We start from the raw sequence: 11,588 nt of genomic DNA, 5'->3' as shown, positions 1-11,588 counted from the left end.
ATGGACTTCATTGCGATTCTTTCGATTTTTGTGCTGGCCTGCTTCGTCGGCTATTATGTCGTGTGGTCGGTCACGCCCGCGCTGCATACGCCGCTGATGGCAGTGACCAACGCGATTTCCTCGGTCATTATCGTCGGCGCGCTCATCGCGGCGGCGGAGGCTGGCAATCCCCTGGCTGAGTGGCTGGGGCTGATCGGGGTGGTGCTCGCCTCGATCAACATCTTCGGCGGCTTTGCCGTGACCGAGCGGATGCTCGCGATGTACAAGAAGAAGGAGCGCAAGTGATGCTGGCGTTCCTGCCTGTCGGCCCGCTGGCGGCACTCGCTTATCTCATTTCCGGGGTGCTGTTCATTCTGGCGCTGCGCGGCCTCTCTAACCCGGAGAGCAGCCGGCGCGGCAATCGCTTCGGCATGCTCGGCATGTTCATCGCGGTGGGCACCACCGTGGCGACGCATGATGCGGTGGCGATGCCGCGTATCGGCATCGCGATCATCATCGGCGGCGTGCTCGGTTTCGTGATCGCGCGGCGGATCGCCATGACGGCCATGCCGCAGCTCGTCGCGGCCTTTCACAGCCTCGTCGGCCTTGCCGCCGTGCTGGTCGGCGTCGCCGCCTTCCTCAGCCCGGTGTCCTTCGGCATTGCTGACGAGCTGACCGGCGCGATCCATGCCGCCAGCCGCATCGAGATGGCGCTGGGCGTGGCAATCGGCGCGATCACTTTCTCGGGCTCGGTCATCGCCTTTCTCAAGCTCAACGGCAATATGAGCGGCAAGCCGATCCTGCTGCCGGGGCGCCACATCATCAACATCGGCACGCTGCTGGCGATCCTCTTCTTCACCTACGGCTTCTGGCACAGCCAGGCGCCGATGGACTTCTGGATTATCCTCGTCCTCGCCTTCGTCATCGGCTTCCTGCTCATCATCCCCATTGGCGGAGCCGACATGCCGGTCGTGGTGTCGATGCTGAACAGCTATTCGGGCTGGGCCGCCGCTGCGATGGGCTTCACGCTGGGCAACAGCGCGATGATCATCACCGGTGCGCTGGTCGGCTCTTCGGGCGCGATCCTCAGCTACATCATGTGCAAGGCGATGAACCGCAGCTTCCTGTCCGTGATCGCCGGCGGGTTCGGCGCAGAAGCGGCGAGCGGCGATAGCGAGGCCAAGGAGCAGCGCCCATGGAAGCGCGGCAGCGCGGAAGACGCGGCGTTCCTGATGAAGCAGGCGGACAGCGTCATCATCGTGCCGGGCTATGGCATGGCCGTCTCCCAGGCGCAGCACGCGCTGCGCGAGATGGGCGATATGCTCAAGGCGGAGGGCGTGAGCGTCAAATATGCCATCCACCCGGTGGCAGGCCGCATGCCTGGCCATATGAACGTGCTGCTGGCCGAAGCCAATGTGCCTTATGACGAGGTGTTCGAGCTGGAGGACATCAACAGCGAGTTCGCGCAGACCGACGTTGCCTTCGTCATCGGCGCCAATGACGTGACCAATCCCGCGGCCAAGACGGACAAGTCCTCGCCCATCTACGGCATGCCGATCCTCGATGTGGCCAATGCCAAGACCGTGCTGTTCGTGAAGCGCTCCATGGGCGGCGTGGGCTATGCGGGGGTGGACAATGACGTCTTCTACATGGACAACACGATGATGCTGCTCGCAGATGCCAAGAAGATGGTCGAAGAGATCGTCAAATCGCTCGGGCACTGACACGCAAGATGGAGTTTTGATGCGCAAGCTTGGACTGATCGGTGGCATCTCCTGGACGTCCACGGCCCGCTATTACGACCTCATCAACCGCTCCGTGCAGCGCGAGCTGGGCGGGCTGCACAGCGCGACCCTGCTGATCGACAGCCTCGACTTTGCCGATGTCGCCCGCTGCGCCTCGGCCAATGACTGGGATTGCGGGGCCGGCCACATGGTCGGCGCAGCCAAGCGGCTGCAGGCGGCCGGCGCGGAAGCGCTGATGATCTGCGCCAACAGCCTGCACAAGGTGGTGCCGCAGATCGAGGCGAGCGTGGACCTGCCGGTCATCCACATCATCGACGAGATTGGTGCGCGGCTGAAGGCGGACAAGGTGAAATCGGTCGCGCTGGTCGGCACCAGCAATGTGATGAGCGACCGCGATTATCGCCAGCATCTGGTGCAGGAGGGCGGCGTCTCACTGCTGCCCGCCGAGGCCGATCTGGCCGAGGGCATCGACAAGCTCGTCTATACCGAGCTGGCTGCCGGCATCATCACCCGCGAGGCCGAGCGCTACATGAAGACCGAGCTGACCAACATCGCCAAGGAGGATGTGCAGGCCGTGGTTCTCGCCTGTACGGAGCTCGACCTGATCGTGGATGTGAACGCCAATGTGCTGCCGATCTACGACAGCACGACCATCCATGCCGAGGCCGGCGCCCGCTTCGTGCTGGGCAAATAGCCGGGCCGCTTTGGGCTTGTGCCGGGGTTCGCGCCGGGCGATACATACGGTCCTAATGGTTTAAAAGACCAAGCGAGAGGATCTGCCCGATGCGTGTCTCCCCGACCAAGATCTCGTTGCCTTTGATCGCCGCTGCGCTGTTGCTGGGCACGGCGCCTGCTCATGCTCAGATGCGTGCACTCAATGACGCGGTGGTGGCGCATCCCGACCCCGAATCGCTGTTCACGAGTCCCGACCCGAAGCTGCATCGCAACAAGCAGACCGCGCTCAAGATCGTGAAGGAGTTGCTGGAGGCCAATCACTGGGACCGCGCGCCGCTGTACCTCACCGATCGCTACATCCAGCACAATCCGATGGCGGGATCGGGCCTCAAGGCGGTGATGGACTTCTTCATGAACGTCGCCAAGCGCACGCCCACGCCGATCCCTGAGAAGATGAAGACGCCGGTGGTGGCGGTGCAGGCCGAGGGCGACTTCGTCACGGTCAGCTTCGTGCGGGAAGTGCCCTACCCCAACGATCCCTCCAAGACCTACACGACGACCTGGTTCGACATGTGGCGCTTTGTAGACGGCAAGGCCGACGAGCATTGGGACCCGGCGACGCTGCCCGCCGCCCCGCCGCCCGCCGCATCCCCGACGGCGGCGCCCGCCGCGCCGTCCCAGCCAGTGCCGCCGCCGGCCGGCTGAACCATAAACAGGGAGAGGACAGATGACGACACGCACAACTCTGACCGGCGTGGCGCTGAGCGCACTCATGCTGGTCGCTCAGCCTGCCCCGCTGCTCGCCCAACATGCCGGGCATGGCGATCAGGCCGATCACGCCCGCATCCTTCAGGAAGTGCAGGACCGCACCCAGATCGAGAAGCTGATGTGGGATTATGTGCGCGCGGCCGACAGCCTGAATGCCGAGGCCTACGCCGCGCAGTTCACGCCCGACGGCGCCTTCAACGACGTCAAGGGCAGCGAGGCGCTGCGCAAGATGATCACCGCCATGAAAACCAGCCAGGAGGAGCGGCGGGCCAAGGGCGAGCACATTGGCGCGATGCATCACATGATGAGCAATCAGACCATCACCTTCATCGACCGCGACCATGCGCAGGTGAACTATTACTGGCAGACGGTGTTCGCCGACCGCGCGCTCACTCCCCCGCCGCGGCTCGCCGCTGCCGGTCGCGGGCGCGACGATGTGGTGCGCGTCAATGGCAAATGGCTGATCCAGCTGCGCAATGTCGCGGTAAAGGACTGACAGCGGAGGCCGCCGGTGCAGCAACAGGTCGCCGTCATCACGCTGGGCATCGGCGATCTGGCACGCGCGCGGCGCTTTTATGGCGAGGGTTTCGGCTGGACGCCGGTGTACGAGGGGGAGGACATCCTCTTCTACCAGATGAACGGCTTCGTCCTCGGGCTTTGGGCGAAGGACGCGTTGGCGCAGGACATGCAGCGTCCGGTGGCTGGCCATGGCGCTGCTTCGGTGGCGCTGGCGCATAATGTCGCGACGCAAGCGGAGGTCGCGCCGCTGATTACCCGGCTTGTCGAGGCCGGCGGCGTACTGCTGCGTGCCGCCGACGCGCCGCCCCATGGCGGCATGCGCGGCTATGTTGCCGATCCGGACGGCCATGCCTGGGAGATTGCGTGGAACCCGGCCTGGCCGATCGATGCCGAGGGGCACGTGACCTTCGCGCTTTGAATGGGGGTTAAGCTGTTTGTGCGCGCCTTAGCCCCTCCCCTTCAGGGGAGGGGTTGGGGTAGGGCTCAACGCCCACGAATGTTCGCAAAGCGAGCGATGCTGCGCATCGCCCCCACCCCCTTCCCCTCCCCTGAAGGGGAGGGGCTGATGGACGTCAGGCGTCCGTCGGCTCGGCAGGCTCCTTGGCAAGCAGGATCGGATCGTCCAGCCCCGCCGCGAGCGCATCCTCGACCGTCTCCAGCCAGATGAACTCCAGTTTCTCGCGCGCATTGGCGGGGATGTCGTCATAGTCGCGCTTGTTGCGGGCGGGGAGCATCACGCGGGTGATGCCGGCACTCGCAGCGGCGACGACCTTCTCCTTGATACCGCCCACCGGCAGCACAAGACCGCGCAGGGAAATCTCGCCGGTCATCGAGGTATCGCTGCGCACCGTGCGGCCGGTGAGCAGGGAGGTGAGCGCCATGAACATGGCGACGCCCGCGCTCGGCCCGTCCTTGGGCGTGGCGCCTGCGGGGACATGGACGTGGATGTCGCTCTTCTCCAACAGTTCCGCCGAGACGCCGAGGCTGTCGGCCCGGCTCTTGAGCAAGCTCAGCGCCGCCTGCGCGCTCTCCTTCATCACGTCGCCGAGCTGGCCGGTGAGGATGAGCCGGCCGGAGCCGGACATCTTCGTTGCCTCGATGAACAGGATGTCGCCGCCGACGGGCGTCCAGGCCATCCCGGTTGCCACGCCGGGCACACTGGTGCGCTGCGCCACCTCATTCTCGAAGATTCGATCGCCCAGCACCTCGTGCAGATCATCGACGCCGATGGAAACCTTGTCCGCACTGCCCTCGGCAATACGCACGGCGGCGTTGCGGATGGTCTTGCCGATCTCCCGCTCGAGGTTCCGCACGCCCGCCTCGCGGGTGTAATAGCGGATGATCTCGCTCAGCACGGCATCGTCCACCGTCACCTGCTCGGCGGTGACGCCATTGGCGGCGAGTTGGCGCGCAACCAGATAGCGCTGGGCAATCGCCAGCTTCTCATCCTCGGTATAGCCCGAGAGGGTGATGATCTCCATGCGGTCGCGCAGCGGGCCGGGAATCGTCTCCAGCATGTTGGCGGTGGCGATGAACACCACCCGCGAGAGATCGAACGGCACGCCGAGATAATTGTCCCGGAAGCTGCCGTTCTGCTCGGGATCGAGCACTTCGAGCATGGCGGCCGAAGGATCGCCCTGCACACCGCGGCCCATCTTGTCGATCTCGTCCAGCATGATGACGCAATCGCGCCGCCCGGCCTTGCGGATCGCCTGGATGATGTTGCCGGGCATGGCGCCGACATAGGTCCGGCGGTGGCCGCGGATCTCGGACTCGTCATGCACGCCGCCCAGGCTCACCCGCTCGAACGGGCGGCCCATGGCCCGCGCGATGGATTGGCCCAGCGAGGTCTTGCCGACGCCGGGCGGGCCGGCGAAGCACAGGATCGGCGCCTTGCCGCCGGGCGCAAGCTTGCGCACGGCGAGATATTCGACGATCCGCCGCTTGATCTTGTCGAGGCCATAATGATCCGCATCGAGCGTCTCGCGCGCCTTGGCGATGTCGATAGGCTGCTCCTCGGGAATGTCCCAGGGCAGCTCCGTCAGCCAATCGAGATAGGTGCGGATGATGCCGTGTTCGGCGGCGGCCTCCGGCATCCGCTCAAGCCGGCGCAACTCCTTGCGCGCTTCCTTCTCGACCGCCTCGGGCATCCTGGCGGCCTCGATCTTCTCGGTCAGCTCCGCGATTTCCGCCGCGCGGCCATCATCCTCGCCGAGCTGGCGCTGGATGGCGGCCATCTGCTCGCGCAGGATCGCCTCGCGCTGGCGGCTGGTCAACGTCTCCTGCACATCCTTGCCGATCTCGGCCGAGAGGCGCAGCACCTGCAGGCGCTGCTCCAACAATCGGGAGACACGGTCCAGCCGCGCGGGCAGCGAGACGGTCTCCAGCAGCTCCTGCTTCTGGGTGGTATCCACGTCCAGATAGGCGGAAACAGTATCGGCCAGCGTTGATGCCGACGCGATGTTCTGGATCGCCTCGGCCAGACCCTGCGGCGCCTGCGGCAGCAGCTGCACCGTCTCCAGCGCCTGTTTGCGCACATGGATCAGCCGCGCCTCGACGTCCGGCGTCTTGTCCTCCTGCTCGGCGAGCTTCTCGACCCGCGCGACCATGAACGGCCAGCCTTCCAGAAACTCGACGATGCGAAAGCGCGTCTCGCCCTGCAGGATGAGGTGATGGGTGTCATCGGGCGCCGTCACATAGCGCAGCACATTGGCGAGCGTGCCCATGGCGTGCATGTCCGCCGGGACGGGCGCGTCGACGCCCGCATCGCGCTGGGTGAGCACGCCAATCGGCAGGCTCTCGCGCACGGCAGCCTGTGCGGCGTTGACCGAGATGGCCCGGCTGAGCGCCAGCGGCATCACCACATCAGGGAACAGCACGAAGCCGCGCACTGGGACGATGATGATCGCATCCTCCGGCAGCGGCCGGAAAGGCTGCGTCTCGCCGGGCGCGGCGCCCTGGGGCTGCGCGGCGCCGGTGGACGTGGGATTGGCGGTGTTCGTGGTCAGAACGTCCATCAGAAGCAGCCTCCATCGACCTTGCTGAGCGTAACGAGCAGGCAGCCATTCACGGCGGCGCGACGCACGCCGTGATACTGGCCGCCGGGGAGGGGCAGGCGGCGCTCGAAGCGGCCCTGCGGCAGTTCGAGGCGATGAATGCGCGCGGTGCGCAGCTCCGGCGGCAGGATGCGCTGGCCGCGCACGATGAGCACGCCATCCTCGATGAATGCCTCCGCCTTCTCGGCATCGACACCGGGCAGCGCCACGATGACCAGCACCTCATGCGCGGTCTCGATCATGTCGGCGGGCGGCTCCCAGGCCGGCGGACCACTGGCGGCGCGGACGGGCGCATAATTCTGCTGCTGGAGGCGCTGCATGCGATCCAGCAGGTCGACCGCATCGGCCCACATCCAGTGCCTGTTCCGCGAAGTCATGCGCGCCCTCTTCCCCTTGGGTCACCGGGCGAGATGCGCGGCGTGCATCCAATAAGGTTGCTCGCCGGACCGATTTCAAGCCCGGGAGAAGGGGGCGGGAAGACTGGGCGGAGGACTGGAGGCGACACAGTGCTCCTGCGAAAGCAGGAGCCTAGAGCAGACAGGGTTGGGCCCTGGGCTCCTGTTTTCGCAGGAGCACGCGGGGGACCTAATAGCGATAATCCACCGCAATGCGCACGGTGCGCGGGCGCTGGGGGGTGGTGTAGCCGCCGGTGCCGGTGCCAAAGGGCGTGCCGAGCGCGAAGCGGTTGCCGGTTGTGTCCAGCAGGTTGGTGAGGGACAGCGCCACTCCCCGTCGCGCATCGCCGTAGCGGGCGGTGACGCCGGTATCGACATAATCGCCCTGCTCGTCGCCCAGCACCGGCCCGATACCAAGGCGCGAGGGGCCGATATATTTGAGCCAGCCGGCCAGCCGCAGATCCGCCGCACCCAGGGGCACGCGATAATCGATGCGCGCCTGCGCAGCATATTCCGCGACATTGGGAATGCTGCCGGGCGAGGCATCCGCGCTGAGCTGGCCGAGCGAGCCCAAAGCGGGAAGCTGGGCCAGGGCATTGGTCACCGGCAAATCGGTGGCCCGCAGCGCGGCGAGCCGGAACGCCTCGGGCGTCAGCGCGATGACGCGGCTGTGATTGTAGACGGCGTTGAGATCGATCTGCAGCCCGTCGAGCGGGAAGAGCGACAGGCTGCCGGCGATGGAGGTGATGCGGCCATTGCCGATATTGGCCGTAGTCGGCAGGCCGGTCCCGTCGATGAAATCGGCCTGAATGTCGCGCCAATAGGCGTAAGCTGCCGAAAGGCTGGCGGCGAAGCCATAATAAGCGCTACCCATCCGCACCCCGCCTTCCAGGCTCTGGATGTGATCGTTGCGGAACTGGCGGACGAACTGGGATTCGATGGCAAGGCCGCCGGGCCGGAAGCCCTCCTCATAGCGGGCATAGACGGTGAGGCCCGGCACCAGATGCGCCAGCACCTCGCCGGAGGGCAGCAGCTTGGTCTCGGTCCGGCTCGCGACAATATCGCCGCCCTGCAGGGCGAACAGCGGCTGCACATCCTCCGCGCTGCCGCTCAGCCGGCTGTGCGTGATCCGCCCGCCGCCGCTCAGCAAAATGCCGCGCGAAACCTCGATGCTGAGCTTGCCATAGCCGGTCAGCTCCGTGACACGATTGCGCACGCCCGTAGTCGCAGCACGCAGCGTGGTGAGCCCGAAGGCGCGGCGCTGCTCGGCTTCATTGTCGATAGCGCTGACGCCGAGCACCCAGCCAAAGCCATTCTCGACCGGACGCCACAGCCGCGTCTCGCTGGTCAGCATCCGGGTGCGGTTGCGCTGCTCAAACACGCGCGGGAGCGTGTCCGTCTGCGTCGCGTCGAACCGCTCGTCCAGCCCGTGGCTGACATAGGCATTGGAGGACTGGAAGCGCAGCCCGCCGAAATCCTTGCGGACCACCAGCGTCGCCATGCCATAATCGGCATTGGCATCCTCGACGACAAAGCTGTTGCGGGTGAGCGGCGGGGCATCGCGGTCGGCATATTGGGAATCGTCGATGAGCGTCGACTGATAGATGCCACCGACATCCACCGTCCATGCATCGCCCAGGTCCAACCGCAGCACGGCGCGCCCGCCAGCAATGCGCGTGCGGTTGACATCGTTCACGCCGCGCACCGGATTGTCGATATAGCCGCCGTCGGTGATGCCATAGCCGGTCAGGCGCAGGGCATGGCCGCGCGTGCCGATCGGCATGTTGACGGTCGCGGCGACATCGGCGCCCGGCTCGCCATGCTGGGTGACGCTGAGCCCCGCGCTGGTCTCAACCGTAAAGCCGCGCGGATCGGGATCATTGGGCACAAGCCGGATGATGCCGCCGAGCGAGCCGGCACCATAGAGCGTGCCCTGCGAGCCCTCCAGCACCTCGACCTGCTTGATGTCCTGCAGGCGCAGATCCGGGTCCGGCGCATTATAGGTGAGGCGCAGGTCGCCCAGATACTGCCCTACCGTCGCCTGCGTTGGCCCGGTGAAGCTGGAATCGGCGATGCCCCGGATGAACAGCTTGTTGCGCCCGGAGCCCAGATGCGTCGAGGCAACGCTGGCCAGGCGCGAGGCGATGGAGTCCGTGCCGCGCTCACCGCCAAACCGCAGGTCACTGCCATCGAGCAGATGCACCGCGCCCGGATAATCCTCATAGCGCTGATCGAGCTTGCTGGCGGTGACGACGAAGGATTCCACTTCGGCCGGCGGGGCCGGAGGGGGTGGCGGAGCGACCGGACGCCTGGGCCTTTGCGCCTGCGCTACGGCAGCGGGCGCGCTCACCGCATCGATCCGCCAGCTCGTGGCGCTCAACTGCACGGCCCGGCTGCGCGTGCCGGCCAGCATCCGCGCAATGGCCTCGGCCGGCGTCATGGTGCCGCGCACGGGCTTGACCTTTGTGCGCCAGAGCGCGTCGCTGGTCACACTGATGCTGATGCCCGCCTGCCGCGCGAGTTGCGGCACCCGATCGGACAGGCGCCCTGCAGGCACGTCGATGGGCCGGGTCTGCGGCGCCTGCGCGGCGGCCGGCCCGGCGACGCCCAGCAGCGCCGCCGTGGCGAACAGCGCCAGCTGGGCACGAGCTATCTTGAGAGCGTCCACCCTCCGCTTTCCTTTGTCGCAGAGGTGCCGGAAAGGGCCGCGAGATCGTTCACCAGCCGTTCCTCGGGCAGATCGGTGCGCAGGGCCCCGCGGAAGCGGATGCCTGCCGCGGCTGGCGTGGTGCGCAGGGCAATGCCGGTGGTGCGCGCGACTTCCGCCGCGACATCATCCAGATGCACACCATCATAGACGAGCTGGCCGGCGCGCCAGCCGCCTACCGCTGCGGGACTGACCGCGCTCAGGTCCGTCGCGCTGCCATCATCCCGCACGGTGAAGCGATAGCCGGCATCGACGCGGATCGCCGCGCCGCGCGGATTGTAGACCACCGCACCTTCCGACACGGCCACGCTGATCCGCCCGTCATTGCGCGCGACATCGAACACCGTGCCCACATCGACCAGCTCGGCGCCGCCGACCGAAACCCGGAACGGCGCAGCATCCTTGTGGACGACGGAGACGAGCACCTGCCCTTCCTCCAGCTCGATCCGGCGCGGATCGCTGCGGCTGAGCTTGACCGAGGAGCCGCCGTTCACCGCAATCTCGCTGCCATCGACAAGCGTGACCACTTGCGAGCGGCCCAGTGGGGTCTTCACCCGGTAGCTATCCGACGACGCCTGAAACAGGCCAATGCCGACCATGCCGGCGATGGAAGCCGCCAGCGCGCCCCCGACCCACAGCCGACGGCTGAAGCGACGCGGCATGGACGGTGTGGCGGGCGCGGCCCGGCCCCCGTCCCGCGCCACGGCGGCGCCCTCCGGCCAGATATCCTCCGGGCGGGCGGGCAAGGTATCAAGATCGGCATCCAGCGCGGCGAGCTGGTGATAGGCGGTCGCATGGGCCGGATCGCTCTCGAGCCAGTCGGTGAAGGCCTCCCAAGCATTGAAGGCCGGATCGCGCTGGCGCATCAGCCAGTCGATGGCCGCAGCGTCCGCCGGGTTCATCCCCGCCTGCCGATCATGCGTCATCGGACTGTCTCCTTGCGGCCAGCAGGGCAGCATAAGCACGGCGCAGATCGCTCTCGACCGTGCTGAGGCTTACCCCCAGCTCGGCGGCAATCTGACGTTGGGGCACGCCATCGAGGCGATAGCGGCGGAAAACCTGCGAAGCGCGCGTGCCCAGCGCGTCCAGCGCGCGGTCGAACCGCCGCAAATCCTCGCGCGCAATCAGCTGCGCTTCCGCAGTCGGCTCGGGTACGACCTCCCCCGTGCCGCGCGCCTCCGTCCAGGCCTGATCGCGGGCCCGCGCCTGCCGCTCGGCACGATAGCGATCGACCATGAGGTTGTTGGCGGCGCGATACAGATAGCCCAGCGGATTGCCGACCGGGCCGGTAGGGCGCTGGGTGACGCGCATCCACAATTCCTGAAACAGATCCTCGGCGGCATCCCCGGCGCCATGGGCAACCAGAAAGCGGATGAGCTGGACGCGATGCGCCATCAGCGCACTGGCCAGCCCCTGCCCTTCGACAGGACCGGTATCGGTTCCCGTTTCACCTCTCATGGTCCGTCCGTTGTGGCTTCCCTGTGCCTTCATCGCCCGGCACCCTGTGTCCCGGGTCGCACCTGAAGCTCCTGCGCGGTATAGCCCGCTGACACCGACGCGCAAGGGCCGGCGCGGCCCGCTCCACACAGGCTCCACGCCCCGTGAGCGAACGGCGCAAGGGGATTGTGAGCCAGCGTGCGTGCGGCGGTCGATCGCAAGGACGGTCATCTCCATTCAACTCCGGGTTGGGCAAGAGGGAGTTGGGGGGGTGGTGGGCACGGTTCCACGCTCCCTCTTGCCCGCA

At 66.8% G+C, this 11,588-nt stretch carries 11 protein-coding genes; 6 read left to right on the top strand and 5 right to left on the bottom strand.

Features of this window, described 5'->3' with window-relative positions; all coding sequences use genetic code 11:
* The 6 genes from M2333_RS16780 (at window position 1) to M2333_RS16755 (ending at window position 4,104) form a co-directional block, all read left to right on the top strand.
* Window positions 1–285, top strand: coding sequence for an NAD(P) transhydrogenase subunit alpha (locus tag M2333_RS16780; RefSeq protein ID WP_264573533.1), 285 nt, complete (start codon window positions 1–3; stop codon window positions 283–285).
* Entirely contained in the window at window positions 285–1,703 is a 1,419-nt protein-coding gene (locus M2333_RS16775; RefSeq protein WP_264585690.1) for an NAD(P)(+) transhydrogenase (Re/Si-specific) subunit beta, read from the top strand. Before M2333_RS16780 ends, M2333_RS16775 begins: the two co-directional genes overlap by 1 nt.
* Window positions 1,704–1,722: 19 nt before the next feature.
* A complete protein-coding gene (locus tag M2333_RS16770) occupies window positions 1,723–2,418 on the top strand; it encodes an aspartate/glutamate racemase family protein (protein ID WP_264571221.1) in 696 nt (231 codons plus the stop codon).
* Window positions 2,419–2,507: 89 nt separating this feature from the next.
* A complete protein-coding gene (locus M2333_RS16765; RefSeq protein WP_264612510.1) occupies window positions 2,508–3,104 on the top strand; it encodes a nuclear transport factor 2 family protein in 597 nt (198 codons plus the stop codon).
* Window positions 3,105–3,126: 22 nt separating this feature from the next.
* The gene (locus tag M2333_RS16760; protein WP_264612509.1) at window positions 3,127–3,663 is read left to right on the top strand and encodes a nuclear transport factor 2 family protein; all 537 of its coding nucleotides are present in this window, start codon (window positions 3,127–3,129) and stop codon (window positions 3,661–3,663) included.
* A 15-nt stretch (window positions 3,664–3,678) separates the two neighbouring features.
* The gene (locus M2333_RS16755; protein WP_264612508.1) at window positions 3,679–4,104 is read left to right on the top strand and encodes a VOC family protein; all 426 of its coding nucleotides are present in this window, start codon (window positions 3,679–3,681) and stop codon (window positions 4,102–4,104) included.
* 154 nt (window positions 4,105–4,258) lie between these two features.
* Here the strand turns inward: M2333_RS16755 and lon are convergent, their stop codons facing one another.
* The 5 genes from lon to M2333_RS16730 all read right to left on the bottom strand — a co-directional run bounded on the left by lon (window position 4,259) and on the right by M2333_RS16730 (window position 11,302).
* Entirely contained in the window at window positions 4,259–6,703 is a 2,445-nt protein-coding gene (lon, locus tag M2333_RS16750; RefSeq protein WP_264612507.1) for an endopeptidase La, read from the bottom strand.
* Window positions 6,703–7,119 carry an Hsp20/alpha crystallin family protein gene (locus M2333_RS16745; protein ID WP_264612506.1) on the bottom strand — a complete coding sequence of 139 codons (417 nt, stop codon included), beginning with the start codon at window positions 7,117–7,119 and terminating at the stop codon, window positions 6,703–6,705. The genes lon and M2333_RS16745 overlap by 1 nt, the downstream gene beginning before the upstream one ends.
* Before the next feature lie 208 nt (window positions 7,120–7,327).
* Window positions 7,328–9,805, bottom strand: coding sequence for a TonB-dependent receptor (locus M2333_RS16740; protein ID WP_264612505.1), 2,478 nt, complete (start codon window positions 9,803–9,805; stop codon window positions 7,328–7,330).
* Window positions 9,787–10,770 carry a FecR family protein gene (locus tag M2333_RS16735; RefSeq protein ID WP_264571229.1) on the bottom strand — a complete coding sequence of 328 codons (984 nt, stop codon included), beginning with the start codon at window positions 10,768–10,770 and terminating at the stop codon, window positions 9,787–9,789. The genes M2333_RS16740 and M2333_RS16735 overlap by 19 nt, the downstream gene beginning before the upstream one ends.
* Entirely contained in the window at window positions 10,760–11,302 is a 543-nt protein-coding gene (locus M2333_RS16730) for a sigma-70 family RNA polymerase sigma factor (RefSeq protein WP_264587800.1), read from the bottom strand. Before M2333_RS16730 ends, M2333_RS16735 begins: the two co-directional genes overlap by 11 nt.
* Window positions 11,303–11,588 lie beyond the last annotated feature (286 nt).

Origin of the sequence: Sphingobium sp. B11D3B (genome assembly GCF_025961735.1) — a bacterium.
In the GTDB taxonomy this organism is placed as follows: domain Bacteria; phylum Pseudomonadota; class Alphaproteobacteria; order Sphingomonadales; family Sphingomonadaceae; genus Sphingobium.
Note: the sequence above shows the minus strand (reverse complement) of the source record. Positions and strands in the feature narration are given on the sequence as shown.